This window comes from Veillonella sp. T11011-6 (assembly GCF_002959755.1).
Taxonomy (GTDB): Bacteria; Bacillota; Negativicutes; order Veillonellales; family Veillonellaceae; genus Veillonella.
The window spans coordinates 276799-297941 of sequence record NZ_PPCW01000004.1; the positions used below are offsets into that span (position 1 = coordinate 276799).

A 21143-nucleotide genomic window follows, 5' to 3' on the forward strand; every position below is an offset into this window, starting at 1 on the left:
GGGTACTGCTTTTATTCATCGATCTAACTTGACTAGAATATGTTGGGCAAAATCTTGGGCCGCTTTAAAATCGTCTTCATTTGGATGTACTGCAGCTTGTTTGTGACGTGCATCGCGATCAGCAGATTGACCGTGGCTATGCCCTTTCGGGAACATCTTGTACATCATTTCGATAACCTTAGGATCTACCTTACCTTGGCAAATGAATGTTCCTACAGGCTCTATGCCATCGGGTAAACAATTTGCTGCATTGATTAAGCTCTCCTTAGCATGTGCCATTTGCGGTGGTACGCCAGCTGTAGCAAACAGAGCAATATGAGGGTTATGTAATATGCCTAGTACATCACGGGCCTCTTTATTAGCTGTCCCTTTATCCACCCAGAATCCTGCAAATACAAGATCGTAAGATGATAAATCGGACGGCACTTCTTTCATAGATACACATGGTGTACCTGCAGGCAATACGCTAGTAATAGCCTCTGCCACTTGTTTAGTATTTCCCGTAAGGGATGAATATATAACAATAGACTTCATGTCTTACCTCCTATTTACTATATATCTATTATAGGACATGTATGACATGCTTTTAATAAAATAAATCACAATAGTATACAGAACGATATAGAACGGAATTTTATATACTGCCACGTACTATTTTACTATTCTCAAAAGAGATATAGCATTCAAAATCATCATATATGCATCCCATATAGTATTTTCTAGTATTTATAACTATATCGATAAATTTAAGCATACTATATTTATAAATTTCTAAATGTCAATATTGAATGTATAGATTTTTTTCGCTATAATCGTAACATAATGTATAAGATTAATAGGAAAACTACAACATATAGTAGTTTTCTTATTTTTCTGATTAGATTTAACTTAAAGATATTTTATACTTTTCAGTCTAATCTTATATATGCTTAGATTAACAGTTTTATTACTTTTAAGACTCAAGGGGAACAGTAATGGAGATTATGATCAAGAAACGGGATGGCCATTTCGAGCCTTTATCCGTTGAAAAAACGAAACGTATGATTGCCTTCGCATGTTTGGGGTTAGATTCTTGTGATCCACTAGAATTGGAGTTAGATGCGAAGTTACAATTCGTTGATGGCATGACTACTAAAGAGATTCAAAAAACTTTAGTACAAACTGCTATCGAAAAGGTTATCTCTAAAAAAGACGACGGTTTCGGCAACCAAGTTAATAAAATGAACCAAGATTGGCAGTTTGTAGCAGCTCGCCTCTTCTTGTTCGATCTCTATAAAGAAGCCGCTATCACTCGTCGTTATAAAGCATTCGGTTATGGCAACTTCCCAAATCTTGTACACATGCTTGTAGAAGAGAAAAAATACGCTGACTTCTTCGTTACAGAATATACACCTGATGAATTGCAAGAGTTAGGCGATTACATCAAACCTAAGCGCGACTACCTCTTCAACTATGAAGGTCTTAAATTATTGGCTGACCGTTACTTGGTAAAAGGCTTCAACAAAGAAATCTTTGAATTGCCACAAGAACGCTTCATGGCTATAGCAATGCACTTGGCATTGGTAGAGGGTGAAAACAAAGTAGAATACGCTAAGAAATTCTACGATTTGATGAGCCAGTTAAAAATGACAACAGCTACACCTACATTGGCAAACGCTGGTACACCATTCCATCAGTTGTCCTCTTGCTTTATCTCTGGTGTAGATGATAACTTATGGTCCATTTACGATGTAAACAGCAAATTCTCCCGCGTATCTAAACACGGTGGTGCTCTTGGTATCTACCTTGGTAAAGTTCGTGCATTGAACTCCGATATCCGCGGTTTCAAAAACTCCTCTGGTGGCGTTATTCCTTGGATCCGTTTATACAACGATACAGCGGTTGCAGTAGACCAATTGGGTAAACGCAAAGGCGGTGCTACAGTAACACTCGATATTTGGCACAAAGACTTCTACGAATTCGTAGAGCTTCGTACAAATAATGGTGACGACCGTCGTAAAGCACACGATATCTTCCCTGCTATCTCTGTTCCAAACATCTTCATGGAACGCATGATCGGCCGTGAAAACTTCACCCTCTTCGACCCTCATGAAATCTTGGCTGTAAAAGGCTATGCTCTAGAGGACTTCTACGACACAGACGATAACAAAGAGTTCACAAAACGTTACCTTGAATGTGAACAAGATCCGAACTTACACGGCATCGAAGTGCCAGCACTAGACATGATGAAAAAAATCATGCGCTCTGCTGTTGAAACTGGTACACCATTCATCTTCTTCCGCGACACTGTAAACGCTGCAAACCCTAACAAACATGCAGGTATGATTTACGCGTCCAACTTGTGCCACGAAATTGCACAAAACGTTGGCTTCACAAACCTTGCTGAAGAAATCATCAACGAAGACGGCACTATCACTACAAAAACAAATACAGGCGACATGGTTACATGTAACTTGAACTCCATCAGCCTTGGCCGTATTTCTGACGAAGAATTGGAAGAAAATATCGCTCTTCAAATCCGCATGTTAGACAATGTTATTTCTATCAACCAAGCACCAGTTCCAGAATCTCGCATGACTTCTGATAAATACCGTGCTATTGGTCTTGGTACTTCTGGTTACCACCATTACCTTGTAAACCACGATATCCAATGGGAATCTGATGAGCACATTGAAGTAGCAGATAAATTGTTCGAAAACATCGCGTACTATTCCATCAAAGCTTCCATGGAATTGGCTAAAGAAAAATGTGCATACCCTGCATTCAAAGGTTCCGAATGGGAAACTGGTGCATACTTCACGCGTCGTGGCTACACATCTGATCGTTGGAAACAATTGGCTGCAGACGTTGCTAAATACGGTATCCGCAATGGTTACTTGATGGCTGTAGCGCCTACCGGTTCTACTTCCAACATTGCAAATACTACAGCTGGTATCGACCCTATCTTCAAAAAATTCTTTATCGAAGAGAAGAAAGGTTCTTTCACACCAAAAACTGCACCAGATTTGAACAACAAAACATTCTGGCTCTACAAAGAGGCGCATACAATCGACCAACAATGGTCCATCAAAGCTTGTGGAGTACGTCAACGTCATATTGACCAAGCACAATCTTTCAACTTGTATATCACACCTCAAATGAAAGCAAAAGAAATTCTAGACCTATACGTTGAGGCTTACAAACAAGGTATCAAAACAATCTACTACATCCGTAATCAATCCCTTGAAATGGATGAGTGCACTAGCTGCTCCTCCTAATACGAGATGTGTATATAAATCTGATGACGACCTATAGCAGTATAGGTCGCATCGTTGTATAAAGGAGTCCTACTATGGATAAAAAACTGATTTTCAACGAACATGGTGAACGTGGCACGCAATCTATGATTGGCGGCAACACCACAAACCTTCGCGAATGGAACCGTATCAAGTACGACTGGGCGAACCAAATGTACCGTACAATGCTCAACAACTTCTGGATTCCTGAAGAGATTTCCTTGAACGAAGACGTTAAGCAATTCCCATACTTAACAGATTACGAACGCCGTGCATTCGACAAAATTATTGCATTCTTGAACTTCCTTGATTCTATTCAATCTGAAAACTTACCTAACTTGAGCCGTTATATTACAGCATCTGAAGTGGCATCTTTATTGAATATCCAAGCATTCCAAGAAGAAATTCACGCTCAAAGTTATTCCTACATTTTGGACACTGTAACAAATCCTATTACACGTGACAAAATTTATGACGAATGGCGTACAGATAAGACATTGCTTGCTCGTAACCGCTTTATCGCCGATGCATACCAACGTTTCAGCGACGATCCTAGCGAAGCAAACCTTATCCACACAATCATCGCCAACTATATCTTAGAAGGTATCTACTTCTACTCTGGTTTTAGCTTCTTCTACACTTTGGCACGCCAAGGTAAAATGACAGCTACATCCACTATTTTCAAATATATCAACCGCGACGAAGTAACTCATCTTGTATTGTTCCAAAACATCATCCGCGAGTTACGGCGTGAACGCCCTGACTTGTTCACGCCTGAACTGGAAGCGAAAATCACTGACATGATTCGCCAAGGTGCAGAAAACGAAATCGCTTGGGGTCAATACATCACTGATGATAAAATCCTCGGCCTTAACAACGTTCTTATTGAACGCTATATCAAATACCTTGCCAATATCCGCTTAGAAGCAATCGGCTTGCCTCACCTATACCCTGAAATCAAGGACAATCCAATGGAATGGATTGAAAGCTTCTCCAACTTGAATAGCACAAAAACTGACTTCTTCGAAGCAAAAGTTACAAACTATACAAAAGCAGCGGCATTTGATTTCGATGATTTAGAATAATAAAAAAAATGATAAAAGAAAAAGTGATTCTCACGGTGGGAGAATCACTTTTTTCATTATAAAGGTTATTCAGTTAATAACGGTTAGCCAGCTGTATATGGGCCGAATCGACCTGCAAATAGATAGGACCCCATTTTACCAAGTTTGGCAGCAAAGATAGAAGCTACAATACCTAAAATAATCATAATCCATGCGTTATCAGCATTTACACCGTTAGCAATAGCGATGTAGGCTTGTGCACAGGAAAGAATAAAGTAGATAACTGTTAAGTAAATCTTTGCTTTAGGAATTTTAGATGTTCCTTTTTTGTAACGTAATTTACTACCAATATAACCAGAAATACCACCAATAATAACGAGAAGTGGTAAAATCATTACTACTAATGTAATGGCAGGAAATAATACATTTGCAATAGATGGAATCAACAATGCAATAACAGGTACTAAGAAAGAAGCTGCTGTTGCTGCGATTGGGAAATGTACCGCAATTGGATGTAAATGAAGATCTAGCAATTTTTCACGTTTTGAATCAATGCGACGTGGCTTGTAATCCATCCAAACTGTTGGAGGAAAACCACATGTTGGACAAGGTTGATCCCTGTACTTAGCATCCTCAATATATCCGCATACACGGCAAATTATCCATTCAGTACCTTGTTCAGGTATTGGTTTAGCTGCGGTAGAACTTGTTGCTGCCGTAGCTGCTTTTTGTTCTGCTGTCATAATGAAATCTCCTTACTTAAGAAATTCTATATAATTAAATAATGATTATTATTCAATTATATTATAACATAATTCACTAAGTAGAAGTAAAATTAATATTCTTATCAAAAAATTAAATATATCATGCTGCTAACGTACCTATAATCAAAGGTAGCGGTATTTGATTTCGATAAATTAGAATACTAAGAAAAAAGATACCCAATCCAGATCTTTGAATTGGGTATCTTTTTATCGTTTATATTTAGAAATAGTCCCCAACGCCACCCTCGTTTTTACAGTCGACACGTGGTAATACATTATAAATTGTATCAATACATTTGTGCACAAATAGGCCTACACTGTAGATTCGCATTCGCCCCATGAATGTATTCATAAAACGCTTGGTAAAAGCAAAAGTTTTGTGTCCACCCTGTATCAAACTACCAACTATATAGATATTAGCTTTCAATCAATTCGGTGGTCCAGTTAGCAGACTGTAATAGATTGTCTAATAAACGAACTTGTTTTGCGATGTAATCAGCTTCTTTTTGGATATCTTTGACATTGACGGTCGGGATTAATTTGATTTCAGACCCTCTCGCACGAAAATTGATACTACCTGCGCTAGACGCCAATGTCCGATAAGCACTTAGACGCAATGCAGCACTATCTTTTTCCGCAATAATTTCAGTAATAGAGCGACCTTCTACAATAGTTTTACAATTTGTTAAATTAATATCTGCAATTAACTTTTGAAGTCTAGTTACACATTGATCTAATGCTTTCAAGAGCTCTTCAGGGTTCTCATTTGGTGCTTCCCCTTCTTGCACTAAACTATTTTGAGTCAAACGAAGCTCTAAATCGCTTATTTTATAATTCAAATCAGCTCGCTCTTGTAATGCTTCCGCTAGTTTCATGAATTTTCACCTCACAACCAAAAATATATTACCTTACCTATTTATTACCTATTTTCCATTACGAATCTTATAGGAATCTATTTCATATAAGTATCCACTTATTGTTATCTTATAACGACTTATAAAACCTTCCTCATCAAGATATGAGGGCAACCTTCATCGAGATATTCCTCTCCTTCTGCCTTATAGCCAAGGGATTCGTAGAATGCTTTTGCCTGCACTTGTGCAGATAAGGAGCAAGTTTTATATCCATCGCGACGAATAGCATTTTCAGCAGCCATCATAATTTTAGTGCCTAGATGTTGTCCTCGATATAACTTACGTACCGCCATACGGCCAATATGGGCATCTCCAGCTACGTCACTAGGAAAATATCGGCACGTGCCAGCTGGCTTACCATCTATGGATAAGAGGACAAATTTTGCAGTCTCATCGATTTCATCAAACTCGTCTTCAAAACCCTGTTCCTTCATAAACACATCAATGCGTATTTGTTTTATTTCATCAGTTATATGATCTAAGATTTGAATAATCATAGGTAACCCTTTCGCAGAATAAGTATATTTATAAAAATCGATTTAAGCTTATTACGAAACATAATATAAACACTGAAAACTTCTTATTTTTATTATATCAAAAACACGCTTAATTCCAACAAACATCTTAAATTCTATTAATTCCCACAGCCAAAATATTTTAAAACTTCTATGAAATTCATTTTTAGGTATTGCATAATTTTATCATTTGGGTTTATACTATACCCATAATTTTTAGAAAGGAGCAACCAAAGATGACTAACCAAATTAGCTTAGCTACAAAACAATACTTTTATTGGTTCTTTATCCAACGTACGGGTAAGGAACTATTTGTGGTACGCTAATTAAGATTGAGTCATTATTAGTTGCTTAGAATAGTAAAAGGGCTGCCCGTATTAGACTACGGGTAGCCCTTTTTTGTTTGCTATCCCGTATGGTGAGCCCTACTATTCACTGTAGTATACAAGGAGGATTTATCATGATTATTACATTGAAACAAAACGCAGCAGAAACAGAGGTGTCTCGTTTACGCAGTGAATTAGAGGAAAAAGGCTTCATTATCCATCCTGTAGAAGGTGCACGCTATAATATTTTAGGTCTTATCGGCGATACTGCATCTCTTGATGCTCGTCAAATCGAATCTCTTGATTTCGTAGATAAAGTAACTCGCATCCAAGAACCATACAAAAAAGCAAACCGTAAATTCCATCCAGATGATTCTGTAATCAACGTAGGTGGTGCACTTATCGGTGGCGGTCACTTCGCAGTAATGGCAGGCCCTTGCTCCGTAGAAACGCCTGAGCAAGTATTAGAAACAGCAAAAGCTTGTAAAGCAGCAGGCGCTACAATTCTTCGTGGCGGTGCTTTCAAACCTCGTACTTCTCCATACTCCTTCCAAGGCATGGGTCCTGAAGGTTTGGAGTTATTAGAGCTTGCTAAAAAAGAAACAGGTCTACCTATCGTTTCCGAAGTTATGGATATCTCCCAATTACAATACTTCGATAATGTAGATATGCTTCAAATCGGCGCTCGTAACATGCAAAACTTCACACTTTTAAAAGAAGTAGGTAAATTAAACAAACCAGTTCTTTTAAAACGTGGTTTATCTGCTACATACGAAGAATGGTTGATGGCTGCTGAATACATCATGTCTGAAGGCAATGAACAAGTTGTATTATGCGAACGTGGTATCCGCACATTCGAAACTAAAACTCGTAATACATTAGACGTAACAGCAATTCCTATGATGCATGAATTATCCCACTTGCCAATCATCATGGACCCTAGCCACGCTGCAGGTATGAGCCGCATGGTTCGTCCACTTTCCCTTGCATCCGTAGGCGGCGGTGCAGATGGCCTTATGATTGAAGTTCACAACGATCCATCCAAAGCATTATGCGACGGCCCTCAAGCATTACGTCCAGACCAATTCACTAGCCTTATGAAAGAAGTTATCGCATTGCGCCAAGCATTGGTAGAATGCACTAAATAATCTTAAACAGCACACAAATAAGCTAGTATCCGTTATAATAGATACTAGCTTATTCTTTTATGAAAGGAACCGTTATGACTCGCATCCACATTAACGCGTCCACACCTTACGATGTTGTCATCGAGGAAGGCGCTTTACAACGCATCACCGATTATATTAAACCGTTAAAACCAAATTGCCGTGTTATCATCGTTAGCGACAGCAACGTGGCACCACACTATTTGGATTCTGTGAAAGCTAATATGGAACATGCGGGTTATACTGTTTGTGATTATGTGTTCCCTGCTGGTGAAAGCTCCAAAAATGCTCATCAACTCATCGATTTAGTAGAGTATATGGCAGCTCAATCGTTAACGCGTAAAGACCTTCTCATCGCCCTTGGCGGTGGTGTTGTAGGCGATATGGCAGGCTTTGCAGCAGCTACCTACCTACGTGGCATCGACTATGTACAGGTCCCTACATCTCTATTAGCTGCAGTAGACTCCTCTGTAGGCGGTAAAACAGCGGTTAATCTCGAAGCTGGCAAAAACCTTTGGGGTGCTTTCAAACAACCTATCCTTGTTCTCTGCGATCCAACTACGCTCAATACATTGCCAGACATGGAATGGAAAAATGGATGTGGCGAGATTATCAAATACGGTTTCCTCGATGTACCAGGTTTATTAACCCAACTCGAACATAAACCATTAACTAAACATCGCGATAGCGTAAGTGCCGTTATCGCTCGCTGCGTTCAAGCAAAAGCGGATATCGTTGAGCAAGATGAACGCGAATCCGGTGTTCGTGCCCTCTTAAACCTTGGTCATACCTTTGGTCATGGCATCGAAAAGGCCAGTCACTTTGAGGTCCACCATGGCTATGCTGTAGCCATCGGTATGGTCCTCATGGCACAAGGTGCTGTAAAACATGGAGAATTAGATGTAGAGGCATTAGAAAAATTAAAAGCCCTCATCGAAGCACACGATTTGCCAACTACTACGACCATAACGAAAAAAGAGATCTTAGCAGCTGCTAAACATGATAAAAAAAGCGACGGGGCAACTATAAAAATCGTAGTTCCAACAAGCTATGGACATAGTGAACTTAAGGTGGTAACACACGAAGAGCTTGCCACCTATTTAGATTAAGGAGATTTATATGCATTCCGTAACGAACGCCATTCCTACAGGGACGATTGCGTCCATTCCAGCAAAGGCACATGCACACCGCGCATTGATTTGTGCAGCCCTTGCTACCTCTCCATCTACAATATTACTGAGTCGTACCTCTAAGGATATCGATGCAACGATGGACTCCTTGCGAGGCTTAGGGGCTCACGTAGTATATGAAAATAAAATTGTTACCGTTACTCCTGGCCCAGCTCCAGCAAAAGGCAATGTAGTACCACACGAATCAGGTACTACATTACGCCTTTTATTACCTGTAGCAGCATCCATCTGTAATGATGTAGATGTAGATGCTAAAGGTCGTTTACCAGATCGTCCACTAGAACCTATGCTAGGTGAAATGAAAGCGCACGGCGTAACTTTTTCCCAAGATAAACCGCCATTTACTATGACAGGTCGTCTTCAAGGGGGCAATTTCTCCATGGTAGGCGATGTGAGTAGCCAATTCTTCTCTGGTTTATTGTTGGCTGCTCCTCAAATCGGCTTATCTACTATTACCGCTACTACGCCACTACAATCTAGCGATTATGTAACATTAACAACTGAAACTATGCGCGATTTTGGTGTAGAAGTAGAGCATACCTTACCAGATACCGATATTAATGAGGCTTTCACCGTTCCATTTGGTGCATCTTTCATCGGTCGCGATAATTACCAAATCGAAGGCGACTGGTCTAATGCAGCGATTTGGATGGTAGCAGCTGGTATGACTGGCAAACCAATTACGATTACAGGTATGAATAAAAACTCTGTACAAGCGGACCGCCGCATCATGCAAGTTATGATTGATGCTGGTTGTGATGTTGTCTGGGATGGTATGAATGTGACGGTCACAGGTCGCGCTTCTAAACCGATTCATGCAGACCTTGAGCAAATGCCTGATATGTTGCCTGTTATGGCAGCCCTTGCTTGCTCTATTTCTGGTGAAAGCGCCTTTGTTAAGGGTGCTCGCCTACGCTTAAAAGAATCGGATCGTCTCGTAGCCGTTGCTAATCTCGTAAGAGACTTAGGCGGTACAGTTCGTGAAGACGGTGATGACCTATACATCATCGGTAGTGGTATACTTAAAGGTGGCCAAGGTGATTGCGTAAATGACCATCGCCTCGTTATGGCTGGCACATTGATGGCTCTCATCAGTGAAGCCCCTGTTACCTTAAAAGATAGCGAAGCTATCACAAAATCCTATCCAGACTTCTTTGAGGACTGGAACTTACTGGGCGGTAATGCACAACCAGTTTAGATTTCTAATCGTATCTGGTTTAATCTAATAGATAATAGAAATAGTACGTACTATATAGTAGGAGTTAATATAATGGCATCTAATTTCGGTAAAACCATACAAGTATCTACCTTTGGCGCCTCTCACGGGTATGCCATCGGCGGTATTGTAGAGGGTCTACCTTGTGGACATACCATCGATATCGATGAATTAAAAGCCTTTTTAAAGCGCCGTGCGCCAGGGCAAAATCAATTAACAACGCAACGTAAGGAAGCCGATGTACCGGAGTTCTTAGCAGGTATCGTAGACGGTATGCTCAGTGGTTCTCCATTGGCATTTATGATCCGCAACACATCGCAGCATTCTAGCGATTACAATAACTTGCGCGATATCCCTCGCCCATCTCATGCGGACTTCACGGCTCGCATGCGCTACGGTGATAAGGTAGATATGCGCGGAGGTGGCCATTTCTCAGCTCGCCTTACAGCACCACTTTGCGTAGCTGGTGGCATTGCCCTTCAACTATTACGCGAAAAAGGTATCGAAATCCACGGCCATTTAAAACAAGTGGGAACGATCCAAGATGCTCCTATCAATATGGTTCATCCAGATATGAAAGCATTAGCTAGCATCGCTACAGAGCCGATTGCTATGGTTGATCCAGAAAAACGTACTGAAGTAGAAAACTTGGTCATGAAGCTCAAAAAAGATGGCGACTCTACCGGTGGTATCGTTGAAGTCGTTGCTACAGGCCTACCAATTGGCCTTGGCAATCCAAACTTTGACGGCATCGAAAACCGTTTGGCTCGCGTTATCTTTGGTGTACCTGCTATTAAGGGCGTATCCTTCGGCGGCGGTTTCGACATGTGTACTAAGCTTGGTTCCGAAGTAAATGATGCTTTCATCATGGACGGTGACAAGATTACAACATCTACCAATAATAGCGGTGGTATCCAAGGCGGTATTACCAATGGTTTGCCGCTCGTTATGCAAGTAGGCATCAAGCCAACACCATCCATTTATAAAGAACAACATTCTGTATCACTTTCACGAAAAGAGGACACATTGCTCACCATTCAAGGTCGTCATGACCCATGTGTAGCGCTTCGTGCAGTACCTGTTATCGAAGCTGTAACAGCCCTCGTTATTCTTGATTTCTTAGGAGATATTGACCATGAACTTAGATGAAGTACGCGTTAAAATTAACGACATAAACGATCAAATGCTCGAATTATTCAAAGAGCGCATGGAACTCTCCAAAGACGTAGCAGCGGCGAAAAAAGAGATGAATAAGGCCATTTACGATGCTAAACGGGAGCGCGATATTCTCGACAAAGTCACAAGGGATGCAGGTCCTGACCTCGATTTATATGCGCGTCGTTTCTTCGAAGCATTATTTAGCTTGAGCCGTACGTACCAGTCTGAACAATTATTCCAAGATAATGAGTTCACTGTAAAAATGAAAAAAGCCATTGAGCAATCCCCTACCTTGCCGCCTCAACGAGGCAGCGTAGCTTGTGCTGGCGTATTCGGTAGCAATGCACAAGTGGCATGCGATAAATTATTACCACTTAGCCAAATTCACTACGTAACAGGATTCCGCGCCGTATTCGACGCCGTTGAGTCTGGCGAATGTCAATTTGGTGTATTACCTATCGAAAATAGCTCTAATGGCTCTGTAAAAGAGGTATACGACCTTCTAGAAGATCGCAAGTGCTATATCGTACGCGGTACACGCCTATGGATTTCTCACGACCTACTCGTAAAAAAAGGTACAAAACTAGAGGATATTCATACTATCATCTCTCACCCACAAGCATTGGGCCAATGTAGCCACTTCCTAGAAAAATTAGAAGGTGTCGAATTGCGCTCCTTTGATAATACAGCACGTGCTGCACAGCTAGTAGCAGCTAGTGATGATCCTGGTGTAGCCGCTATCGCAGCACCTCAATGTGCAGACTTGTACAACTTGTCTCCATTGATGCGCAACATCCAAAACAGCGATAACAACTATACCCGCTTTATCTGCATTAGCAAGGACTTCCATGTGTATCCAGGGGCTAACAAAATCTCTGTAGTAACCACAGCAAGTCACGCTCCAGGTGGTCTTGGTACATTGCTTACCAAATTTGCTAACATCGGTGTCAACCTTACAAAACTCGAGTCTCGCCCTATCGTAGGCCATAACTTTGAGTTCTTGTTCTACCTCGATTTAGAGGCATCTTTAGCGGATCCGAAGGTATTATCCGTTCTAGCAGAGCTTCATACATCCCAAGATAAGTTCCGCTTGCTCGGTAATTATCCAGAAAACTAATATATTCATCCGTACTAGTGCCTATAAGGGCATATATAGTACAATGAATATAGTTATAAAATTCCAATGGCTAATAGGTACCAGCCTATTAGCCATTCTATGTATATTGACCTAGGAGGTCCTATGAAATTTGGTTTACTTGGCCGTACGTTGGGCCATAGCTTCTCCCCTCGCATTCATAGTGCATTAGGGAATACAAATTATGAATTATTTGAGCGCGAACCAAGCCAATTACAAGAGTTCTTCGCTGATCCAGAATTACAAGGTATTAACATTACCATTCCTTACAAGGTAAATGCCCTTGAAGCTTGTGATGTGGTGGATCCTCGTGCTGAACGTATCGGTTGTGTAAATACAATGGTTCGCAAGGATGGCAAATGGCACGGCTATAATACAGACTATGATGGTTTTGTGTTTACCCTACAACATGCAGGCATCGATGTAGCTGGCAAGGAATGTATCATTCTTGGTGATGGTGCGTCCTCTGCTACCGTTCACGTAGCCCTCGAAGATTTAGGCGCTAAAAATATCGTCCATTTATCTCGCAAAACGGCTCCATTCTATGGTGATGCGCCAAACTATTATGAAACAGCGCAGATTATTATTAACTGCACCCCTATCGGCATGTACCCTCATAATCCAGCCAATCTCATCGATATTACGCAGTTTTCTAAATTGGAAGGTGTTGTAGACCTCATCTACAATCCACGCCGCACGATTTTACTATTACAAGCAGAAATGATGGAAATTCCTCATTGTGATGGCTTGCCATTCCTTGTAGCTCAAGGCGTTGAGGCGGCTAACCATTTCCAAGGCCAAAGCTTTGGCACGAAAGAAATCGAGCAAATCTTGCGCGATATGCGACGTGAAAAGGAGAATATCATCCTCATTGGCATGCCTGGTGTAGGTAAAACAACAGTTGGTAAAGCCCTTGGCGAAAAAATGGGCCGTACTTGCATTGATGTGGATCAAGAACTAGAAAAAGAAATCGGTGACATTTCTACCTATATTACGGAACAAGGGGAACCAGCGTTCCGCGAAAAAGAAGCAGAAATGATTGCCAAACTCGGCACTCAAACTGGCCTTGTGATCTCCACTGGTGGTGGCTGTGTAACAGTGCCTAAAAACTTCGCGCACCTACGACAAAATGGTCGTATCTACCAATTAACGCAACCAGTAGAAAACCTATCTACCACCGGCCGCGTACTCTCTAGTGGAGGTCTAGACCGTTTACGCGAGCTCGAAGAAATTCGTACACCAATGTATGAAAGCTTTGCTCAATGCATCGTAGAACATAACCGCAATGCACCAGAAACAGTAGCGGCTATCCTAGAAGACTTCGAAGCAAACTTATTGTAAGAGCTTGTATAGCGTATTTTTAGAATGCTTTACATCGGTCTTTCTAGATAAAACTAAAACTCATATCATGACATCAATGATATAAACTGAAAAGCAGTAGTTATCCCTAAGATAACTACTGCTTTTTTCTATGTTCTATGTATTATATGTATTTGTAGAAAATTACATTTGCAATTACAATGTAATTACAAAATAGGGTTGATTACTTAAATACCTTTGAATATACAATTAACAATATAAGCAAAACATTTCAGTCACAATCAAAAAATACTAGGAGAATACCATGAAAACCGTAAACCTACAAGTCCGCATCAACGAAGATCTAAAGCAAGAAGTATCTAGCATATTAAAGGCACAGGGCCTATCCTATACATCTATGCTAGATGCACTATTTCGTCAAATCATCAAAGAACGCCGTATCCCATTTGCCATTGCTTTACCAACAACAACTCCAGAAGATACGCCTACACCAAGCACACTCAATAAAAATGGCACATATGAACAACCAAAAACTACATTAAAGGCCTCAGATACTATAAATACATACGCAGAATCAACAGCAAATGAAATAGAAATATCCTTTGACAAAATTGATAAAACAGGCATTCTCAATATCCGGATAAACCCTAAAGTTAAGACACTAACAACAGCTATCTTAAAAGAAATGGGATTAACTATATCACAAACTATTACACTTGTATCTAAACAAATACAATTTTCAAAAGCAATTCCTAAGTCAGTAAACAAGCCTTTTGCTTGTGACTCTATGAATGCAGACTTTCTTACTGACGAAGAAATCGACCAACTACTGGACTTGTCATATATAGATATAGAACAAGGTAATCTAACGCCTTTAGAAGATGTTATTTCTGAATTAAAGAAAGAGGGTCTTCTCTTATGATACATAAGATTGTACTATCTAAAATCGCTAAGAAAGACCTACGAAATATACTATTATCTTTAAAGGAAAAAACAGAAGATTTAAACCTTATTCTTCAACATCAGTCAGAAATCATTGATAATGCATTCTCCCTTGATATTTTTCCTGAAAGGTATCCTTTATATCACGGAAAATATAATAAGAAAAATTTACGAAAAATGGTCACAAAACATTATATTATCTTATACTCTATAAAAAATAAAACTGTAATAATTAATAAAATACTAGCACAAGGTATGAACATATAAAAAAGTCGGCTCTCGCCGACTTTTTCAATGTACTTTTACGCGTTTATGTTGTTGTTCGTCGAATACGCCATCTACGTCGATGGTGTCAAGAATTCGTTTTAGTTCATGTACATCGATTTGGCCTGGTGCAGATGCTTTGCCTGCAGAGGCAAAGGTCATAGCATTGCCGAATAGAGCGCCGGCAGCGCGTGTCACAGCCCCTAGTGGACCCATGGCCATCGTAATAATTGGATCTGATGGATATAAGGCCTTTACTTCAGCCGTCGCTTCGAGGAGCGTAAGAACATCGCCCGTTGTATGCGGCATGACCGCCATCTTTGGCACGTCTGCTAAGAATTCTTTCATTTGGATGAGGCGATTTACAATAACCTCATGACTTGGGGTGCCATTAAAATCATGGTTACTCATAATGATCGTAATACCATGTACCTTGGCAAACTCAATGGTTTTGAGCATTCTATCTTGATCAAAGAATAGTTCAATGTCGATAGCATCTACTAAACCTGTAGGAATAATACGCTCTAACATTGTGAAGTAGTCTTGTGAGGAAATAGATTTCTCCCCACCTTCACCCTTTGTACGCCATGTAAATAACAAAGCACGACCTTTTAATTGAGGCTTGATGAGCATTAACAGTTCAATAATAGCGTCAATGGAGTGGGCCCGCTCGTAATAGTCAATGCGTAGCTCCACTACATGACATGGTGTATTACATGCAACCGCAGTGGCATCTAAAATTTCTTTCATTGTTGTACCCACAATAGGCACACATATCTTTGTACCCTTTTCACCGAGTACAGTATGACCGATACGGACCATAATAACTCCTTTCCGTCCCACAGGGTGAGACAAATGACTTACCTTAAACTAACTATATACCAATATTTTGGTAAAAGCAATCAATCCGGCTATATTGGATTGCTATTCACAAAAACCGTATGAAAGCCAGTTATTATGCACTAAAACCGTATTCTTAGATTAACGATTAACATAATTTTTTGTTATATCCTATTTTCACGGTCTTATTAAAATTGGTCATATTATTCAATCCTGATGAGTATATCTAATCTATCTAAATAATCTGTCCAAACAATAAAAACTCCACACATAATCGTGTGGAGCTTTCTTTTATGGTATTATTCGTGCTTGGCAGATAGTTTTCTAGATTGGAATGCCATATATAACAATAACAGGCCTGTAATACTAAATACATAGGATATACCTATATAAGTGGATACAATACTGGCAAATACAGGGCCAACCATAGACCCAAATTGTTGGGCTGTTGTTGTCATACCAAACATGCGACCTCTAAAGCTTGGATCTGTATTAAGTGTTACCGCTGCACTTAAGGATGGATTAATACCTACAATACATGACCCAATTAAGACTTGTAATACGCCAAACCACCAAATGCCTACTGGCAAACTTTGAAGTAGAAGGACGATGCCACTCCCCATCATGCAGTAGGATATGGTCTTAAAATAACCACGACGTTCGCCAAGACGAACCCATAGGTTAGTCGTTAAAGATCCTGCTAAGCCGCCGATACTAAGGATTGTACCAGAGATCATAGCCGCCCCTTCCATGGTACCTTGCATATCTCCTACATAAAGAGCCAAGATAGGTTGCAACATCATGATAGCACATTGCATGAAGAAGAAAATCCAAAGTAATCGTACTAATACTGGCTGTTGTTGAACAGCTTTAAAGTCTTCACGTAAGGATGTAGATTTAGTAGGTTCAGCCGGCTGTTCCTTTCCATCAGCACCTTTAGCATGTAATTTTGGTTCTTTCACAAAGAACAATACGGCCAAAGTCGCAATAAATACAGCGATACCAGATACATAAAACACAGGGCGCATGCCTACCACACTTTCAACGGCGCCACCTAAAAATGGACCGATGACATTACCCAAGATAAGCCCCGTTTGGAAGATGCCTAAAGCCCTACCAACCTGTTTCTCATCAACACTGAGGGATACCATGGTCATCGCCGCTGGATAGAACCCATTGGCAAAACCAACGAGCGCACGCCCCATGAGTAGTTGATATTGGTCTGTAACTAAACCTATTAATACATAACAGATGGCAATGGCAAAGCCGGCGCGCAAAGCCATCCGTTTTTTACCTTTATTATCCGCAATCTTCCCCCATATAGGAGCCATAATGCCGGCGATGAGGAAGGTAATACCGAAAACGAGGCCTGACCAAAGAGCTACATCAGCCTTTGGCACACCTAACTCTAAAAGATAGATAGGCAAAAACGGAATGATCATGGTGTAACATACGGCCAATACCGTCATGGCAGCTGTAATAATCCATACATTGCGCATACCACCACGAGCATCATATGCAGTTGTGCTCATTCGTTGCCTCCCTTCATATATAAAAGTATATATAGCAATATACTTTTACATTCTATATAAATAAGAGCCGCATATAAAACGCGACTCTCTCATTTATTCCGTTGGAAATTTGTGATCCATTACATCCTGTAAGGATACGCGTTCCATAACGTGACGGAATTCATCTTGCAAATACTGCCACAATGGAGCAGTCAAGCAATCATTAAACATAGGACATGGCTCAACATCATCTTCTAAACAAGATACGAGAGCAATGGAGTCCTCTGCAGCATATAAAATTTCATATACATTGTATTCAGCAGGCGATTTCACCAAGCGATATCCACCGTATTTACCACGGCCACTTTTAACGAGGCCAGCGGAGGATAAGCGAGATACAATCCCCTCTAAGTATTTATCGGAAAATCCTTGGCGTTCAGCAATTTCACGAATTGGTACATTTTTTTCTACCCCGTGCTCTGCAATATCAGCCAATATCCGTAGAGCATAACGCCCTTTAGTAGATATTTTCATAAGTTAACCTCTAAATCATTCATAATATATTTATAGTATATCACAAATTCATACAAAAAATGGTGGGAAATATGATACACTATACATATATCGAAATATTTTTATTTGGGTATTTTTTAATTTCATATAGGAGGATGTTATCTAATGTTAGATAAACTATTTCAACTCAGTGAGCGTGGTACCACTGTTAAAACTGAAATTTTAGCAGGTATTACTACGTTTATCACGATGGCGTACATCCTATTCTTAGCGCCTAACATTCTTAGTCTTGCAGGGATGGATAAAGACGCAGTCCTCATCGCTACAGCCTTAGGTGGTGGCCTTGTAACGATTGCTATGGGTTTATTTGTAAACTATCCAATTGCCCTCGCTCCAGGGGTTGGCCTCTTAGCCTTTTACTCCTTTACCGTAGTTCTCGGTATGGGCGTAACATGGCAAACAGCTTTGGGTGCTGTATTTATCTCCGGTCTCGTATTCCTCGTATTAACACTTACGTCGATACGCCAAATGATCGTTGAAGGCATCCCAGCCTCTATGAAGGTTGCCATTACTGTTGGTATTGGCCTCTTCATCGCTATCATCGGCTTGAAATTATCCGGCTTGATGGCAATTTCTATTAGTTTGTCTCCAAACTCCTTAGGCCAAGTTGTGCAAACACATGGTAATTTAGTACCTCCAGCATCCGAAGCGCTCTTGACGCTCGGTAATTTGCACAGTGGCGAAACATTGTTGGCCCTATTCTCCCTCATCTTTACGGCTCTATTAATGGCTCGTAAAATTCAAGGTTCTCTCTTGATTGGTGTGGCAGTAACAACAATTCTTTCCTATGCTACTGGCCTCTCCACAATGCCTGAGAACTTCACTGTATTGGCAGTGCCTGATTTCTCTAAAGCAGCATTCCTTCAATTAGATATTCCTAGTGCGCTCCACATGGGCTTAATCACGATTATCTTCTCCTTCACCTTCGTAGAATTGTTCGACTCCATGGGTACTTTGATTGGTACTGCTACAGAGGCGAAAATTGCAGATCCTAAATCTGGTAAATTCCCAGGTCTTGGTAAAGCCATGACTGTCGATGCTATCGGCGTTAGTGCTGGTGCATTGCTCGGTACTTCTACGATTACTGCCTTTGTTGAAAGTGCAGCAGGTGTAGGTGCTGGTGGCCGTACAGGCTTAACGGCTGTCACAACAGGCGTATTATTCTTAATCTGCTTGTTCTTGGCTCCAATCGTATCCTTGGTACCAAATGCAGCCACATCTCCTGTTCTTATCATTGTCGGTGCCCTCATGTTAGGTGCTATTCGCAATATCGACTTCGATGATTGGACAGAAGGCTTCCCTGCATTCCTCGTTATCGTTTTGATGCCGTTCACATACAGCATCGCTAATGGTATCTCTGCAGGTCTTATTGCATATCCTCTACTCAAAATCATTGCAGGCCGTGCAAAAGAAGTTAACTGGATTATGTACGTATTGGCGGTACTCGTTATCATCCGCTACGTATTCTTCTAATTAATACCTAAAAGAACCTATCTCTAAAGATATTAGTAAAATATCTAGGAGATAGGTTCTTTTTATTATGTACTTTTTTATGTACAGTTTTATACTAAACACTAATACCGTATATCATCGGTAAATCATGCTCTAAAATCTTATTACAATTCAGTACTAACGAATTGTTTTTACACCGATTAAATCTGTACGACTTGGATCGATATCCTTTAACGGAACTACATGATCTCTATAAAAGTCTGCTTCAGATGCTTTCACAGGCACTTGGAAGAACAAGAAATACGCCATATTATCCTTGTACCACGTAACACTGCGTACTAAGCCCTTATCTATATCCCCTGTATAGTCAACATCACCTAATGGCGTAGAGTCAGTCCACTGTACGTCATGGTACTCGGTTGGAATATATTCTTCTGGCCATACAGTATCCATAGAGTAACTCATGCGGAAGACCATCGTATGAGTTACCCAACGGCCACTGCGCTCTTGATACTCTTGACCTTGCTTCCAATATACTGTTTCTAATACATCATTATCATAATAATGCGTAGCATAGTATGTATAGCCAAGAGGCAAGTAACTTGGTACAGATACGTCATAGGACATCTTATGAGATGCATCGATTACACCGCTAGGTAGACCAATAGTTTTGCTGGTAAGTATAGGCCACACAAAATTTGTATGTGTACGTAATGGCAGCCCAATCGATTCATAAGGAGGCCATTCAGGCTCGTCATTTTGTTTAACCTTTTTTGCATCGTTTTCTTCAACATGTTGCTCATCATTGCGGACACCACGTAATCGAGTATCATCAGCGGCTACGTTAGTGAGCGGGCCTACAGAGTCTACAATTTTGTTGACATAGTTTTGGTTTCTTAAAGAAGCAAAGTAGAGCATATGCACTTTATTATCTTTTTCCCAGTAGGCGATTTGAATAGCATCTTTGCTAGGGCCTAAGATATGTACAGAGATTCCATTAGGCGTAGTAAATGTAACTGCATCCTTAGCATTGTAATTTGTCTTTTCTAATATAGGCTTTACTACTGTATCGATAGCCCAACCCATGCGATATACAATATCTGTATTAGAGAAGGTTAATTTCGGACCATATTCACCATCATGGCCTGTTTCTGTATAAACGATTTCTAATACATCATGGTCCTTGGCCGTTACATCGCGTACTGCATAGTCTTTAGGCATATAAGACGGAACTTGTATAGGATAGCCAAATTCCTGCGCAACACTCTCTATATTAGGTTCGACTAAATCATTATCACCAACTTGATCATACCAGCGATAGCGATCAGCGAGTTTTTCATTATCATCGATAAGCTTTTTATTATCTACATCTCGTTCAACAGGAACAGTGTTCCCATTTTTATCTATTAACGGGTATGTAGCATTAACTGGCTGTACGCCAAAGGTGCTTACTGCCGTAGCCATAGCGGCACATAACACAGCAGATGTTAATATTTTCTTCATATTCTCTCCTCTTTG

At 40.4% G+C, this 21143-nt stretch carries 19 protein-coding genes; 11 read left to right on the top strand and 8 right to left on the bottom strand.

Annotated elements, in window-relative coordinates:
* Window positions 1-15: 15 nt before the first annotated feature.
* A complete protein-coding gene (locus VRHSUH10_RS05970) occupies window positions 16-534 on the bottom strand; it encodes a flavodoxin family protein (RefSeq protein WP_060924434.1) in 519 nt (172 codons plus the stop codon).
* Between the two features lie 440 nt (window positions 535-974).
* On the opposite strand from VRHSUH10_RS05970, the gene VRHSUH10_RS05975 reads away from it, so the two are divergent.
* Together VRHSUH10_RS05975 and VRHSUH10_RS05980 are read left to right on the top strand one after the other, a co-directional pair.
* Window positions 975-3257 (top strand): ribonucleoside-diphosphate reductase subunit alpha, encoded by a 2283-nt coding sequence (locus VRHSUH10_RS05975; RefSeq protein WP_105089799.1) that lies wholly within the window; start codon window positions 975-977, stop codon window positions 3255-3257.
* A 74-nt stretch (window positions 3258-3331) separates the two neighbouring features.
* Window positions 3332-4360 carry a ribonucleotide-diphosphate reductase subunit beta gene (locus VRHSUH10_RS05980; protein WP_009661519.1) on the top strand — a complete coding sequence of 343 codons (1029 nt, stop codon included), beginning with the start codon at window positions 3332-3334 and terminating at the stop codon, window positions 4358-4360.
* Between the two features lie 83 nt (window positions 4361-4443).
* Here VRHSUH10_RS05980 and VRHSUH10_RS05985 read toward each other — a convergent pair whose 3' ends face one another.
* From VRHSUH10_RS05985 to VRHSUH10_RS05995, 3 genes are all read right to left on the bottom strand, one after another.
* The gene (locus VRHSUH10_RS05985) at window positions 4444-5082 is read right to left on the bottom strand and encodes a hypothetical protein (protein WP_024064063.1); all 639 of its coding nucleotides are present in this window, start codon (window positions 5080-5082) and stop codon (window positions 4444-4446) included.
* Between the two features lie 437 nt (window positions 5083-5519).
* Complete coding sequence (locus VRHSUH10_RS05990; protein WP_105089800.1) at window positions 5520-5978, bottom strand: DIP1984 family protein; 459 nt, start codon at window positions 5976-5978, stop codon at window positions 5520-5522.
* A 119-nt stretch (window positions 5979-6097) separates the two neighbouring features.
* Entirely contained in the window at window positions 6098-6514 is a 417-nt protein-coding gene (locus VRHSUH10_RS05995; protein WP_105089801.1) for a GNAT family N-acetyltransferase, read from the bottom strand.
* Window positions 6515-6992: 478 nt separating this feature from the next.
* Here VRHSUH10_RS05995 and aroF point away from each other — a divergent pair, with 478 nt between their 5' ends.
* The 8 genes from aroF (at window position 6993) to VRHSUH10_RS06035 (ending at window position 15252) form a co-directional block, all read left to right on the top strand.
* Entirely contained in the window at window positions 6993-8006 is a 1014-nt protein-coding gene (gene aroF / locus VRHSUH10_RS06000) for a 3-deoxy-7-phosphoheptulonate synthase (RefSeq protein WP_105089802.1), read from the top strand.
* Between the two features lie 74 nt (window positions 8007-8080).
* Window positions 8081-9133: a 3-dehydroquinate synthase gene (gene aroB / locus VRHSUH10_RS06005; protein ID WP_105089803.1), complete on the top strand. Its 1053-nt coding sequence runs from the start codon at window positions 8081-8083 to the stop codon at window positions 9131-9133.
* 10 nt (window positions 9134-9143) lie between these two features.
* Entirely contained in the window at window positions 9144-10412 is a 1269-nt protein-coding gene (aroA, locus tag VRHSUH10_RS06010; RefSeq protein WP_105089804.1) for a 3-phosphoshikimate 1-carboxyvinyltransferase, read from the top strand.
* A 72-nt stretch (window positions 10413-10484) separates the two neighbouring features.
* The gene (gene aroC, locus VRHSUH10_RS06015) at window positions 10485-11579 is read left to right on the top strand and encodes a chorismate synthase (RefSeq protein WP_105089805.1); all 1095 of its coding nucleotides are present in this window, start codon (window positions 10485-10487) and stop codon (window positions 11577-11579) included.
* Entirely contained in the window at window positions 11566-12705 is a 1140-nt protein-coding gene (locus VRHSUH10_RS06020) for a bifunctional chorismate mutase/prephenate dehydratase (protein ID WP_005385244.1), read from the top strand. The genes aroC and VRHSUH10_RS06020 overlap by 14 nt, the downstream gene beginning before the upstream one ends.
* A 123-nt stretch (window positions 12706-12828) precedes the next feature.
* Entirely contained in the window at window positions 12829-14064 is a 1236-nt protein-coding gene (locus tag VRHSUH10_RS06025; RefSeq protein ID WP_105089806.1) for a shikimate kinase, read from the top strand.
* A gap of 283 nt (window positions 14065-14347) precedes the next feature.
* On the top strand, window positions 14348-14965 hold the full coding sequence (locus VRHSUH10_RS06030; protein WP_105089807.1) for a type II toxin-antitoxin system RelB/DinJ family antitoxin: 618 nt from the start codon (window positions 14348-14350) through the stop codon (window positions 14963-14965).
* Entirely contained in the window at window positions 14962-15252 is a 291-nt protein-coding gene (locus VRHSUH10_RS06035; RefSeq protein ID WP_105089808.1) for a type II toxin-antitoxin system RelE/ParE family toxin, read from the top strand. Before VRHSUH10_RS06030 ends, VRHSUH10_RS06035 begins: the two co-directional genes overlap by 4 nt.
* Window positions 15253-15276: 24 nt before the next feature.
* On the opposite strand, the gene aroD is transcribed toward VRHSUH10_RS06035, so the two are convergent.
* The 3 genes from aroD to VRHSUH10_RS06050 all read right to left on the bottom strand — a co-directional run bounded on the left by aroD (window position 15277) and on the right by VRHSUH10_RS06050 (window position 18134).
* Window positions 15277-16071: a type I 3-dehydroquinate dehydratase gene (gene aroD / locus VRHSUH10_RS06040; RefSeq protein WP_105089809.1), complete on the bottom strand. Its 795-nt coding sequence runs from the start codon at window positions 16069-16071 to the stop codon at window positions 15277-15279.
* A 317-nt stretch (window positions 16072-16388) separates the two neighbouring features.
* On the bottom strand, window positions 16389-17621 hold the full coding sequence (locus VRHSUH10_RS06045) for an MFS transporter (protein WP_105089810.1): 1233 nt from the start codon (window positions 17619-17621) through the stop codon (window positions 16389-16391).
* A 93-nt stretch (window positions 17622-17714) separates the two neighbouring features.
* Window positions 17715-18134 (bottom strand): Rrf2 family transcriptional regulator, encoded by a 420-nt coding sequence (locus tag VRHSUH10_RS06050; protein ID WP_005385239.1) that lies wholly within the window; start codon window positions 18132-18134, stop codon window positions 17715-17717.
* Between the two features lie 144 nt (window positions 18135-18278).
* On the opposite strand from VRHSUH10_RS06050, the gene VRHSUH10_RS06055 reads away from it, so the two are divergent.
* On the top strand, window positions 18279-19646 hold the full coding sequence (locus tag VRHSUH10_RS06055; protein WP_105089811.1) for an NCS2 family permease: 1368 nt from the start codon (window positions 18279-18281) through the stop codon (window positions 19644-19646).
* 156 nt (window positions 19647-19802) lie between these two features.
* Here VRHSUH10_RS06055 and VRHSUH10_RS06060 read toward each other — a convergent pair whose 3' ends face one another.
* Window positions 19803-21128 (bottom strand): hypothetical protein, encoded by a 1326-nt coding sequence (locus VRHSUH10_RS06060; RefSeq protein WP_105089812.1) that lies wholly within the window; start codon window positions 21126-21128, stop codon window positions 19803-19805.
* Between the last annotated feature and the right edge of the window lie 15 nt (window positions 21129-21143).

Excerpts from the sequence above, each read along its gene's own strand:
- VRHSUH10_RS06045 (WP_105089810.1), bottom strand. The coding sequence starts at position 17,621 with ATGAGCACAACTGCATATGATGCTCGTGGTGGTATGCGCAATGTATGG.
- VRHSUH10_RS06025 (WP_105089806.1), top strand. The coding sequence starts at position 12,829 with ATGAAATTTGGTTTACTTGGCCGTACGTTGGGCCATAGCTTCTCCCCT.
- aroC (WP_105089805.1), top strand. The coding sequence starts at position 10,485 with ATGGCATCTAATTTCGGTAAAACCATACAAGTATCTACCTTTGGCGCC.
- VRHSUH10_RS06055 (WP_105089811.1), top strand. The coding sequence starts at position 18,279 with ATGTTAGATAAACTATTTCAACTCAGTGAGCGTGGTACCACTGTTAAA.
- VRHSUH10_RS05995 (WP_105089801.1), bottom strand. The coding sequence starts at position 6,514 with ATGATTATTCAAATCTTAGATCATATAACTGATGAAATAAAACAAATA.
- aroB (WP_105089803.1), top strand. The coding sequence starts at position 8,081 with ATGACTCGCATCCACATTAACGCGTCCACACCTTACGATGTTGTCATC.
- VRHSUH10_RS05970 (WP_060924434.1), bottom strand. The coding sequence starts at position 534 with ATGAAGTCTATTGTTATATATTCATCCCTTACGGGAAATACTAAACAA.
- VRHSUH10_RS05985 (WP_024064063.1), bottom strand. The coding sequence starts at position 5,082 with ATGACAGCAGAACAAAAAGCAGCTACGGCAGCAACAAGTTCTACCGCA.
- aroA (WP_105089804.1), top strand. The coding sequence starts at position 9,144 with ATGCATTCCGTAACGAACGCCATTCCTACAGGGACGATTGCGTCCATT.
- VRHSUH10_RS06030 (WP_105089807.1), top strand. The coding sequence starts at position 14,348 with ATGAAAACCGTAAACCTACAAGTCCGCATCAACGAAGATCTAAAGCAA.
- VRHSUH10_RS06060 (WP_105089812.1), bottom strand. The coding sequence starts at position 21,128 with ATGAAGAAAATATTAACATCTGCTGTGTTATGTGCCGCTATGGCTACG.
- aroD (WP_105089809.1), bottom strand. The coding sequence starts at position 16,071 with ATGGTCCGTATCGGTCATACTGTACTCGGTGAAAAGGGTACAAAGATA.
- VRHSUH10_RS05980 (WP_009661519.1), top strand. The coding sequence starts at position 3,332 with ATGGATAAAAAACTGATTTTCAACGAACATGGTGAACGTGGCACGCAA.
- VRHSUH10_RS05990 (WP_105089800.1), bottom strand. The coding sequence starts at position 5,978 with ATGAAACTAGCGGAAGCATTACAAGAGCGAGCTGATTTGAATTATAAA.
- VRHSUH10_RS06035 (WP_105089808.1), top strand. The coding sequence starts at position 14,962 with ATGATACATAAGATTGTACTATCTAAAATCGCTAAGAAAGACCTACGA.
- aroF (WP_105089802.1), top strand. The coding sequence starts at position 6,993 with ATGATTATTACATTGAAACAAAACGCAGCAGAAACAGAGGTGTCTCGT.
- VRHSUH10_RS06050 (WP_005385239.1), bottom strand. The coding sequence starts at position 18,134 with ATGAAAATATCTACTAAAGGGCGTTATGCTCTACGGATATTGGCTGAT.
- VRHSUH10_RS06020 (WP_005385244.1), top strand. The coding sequence starts at position 11,566 with ATGAACTTAGATGAAGTACGCGTTAAAATTAACGACATAAACGATCAA.
- VRHSUH10_RS05975 (WP_105089799.1), top strand. The coding sequence starts at position 975 with ATGGAGATTATGATCAAGAAACGGGATGGCCATTTCGAGCCTTTATCC.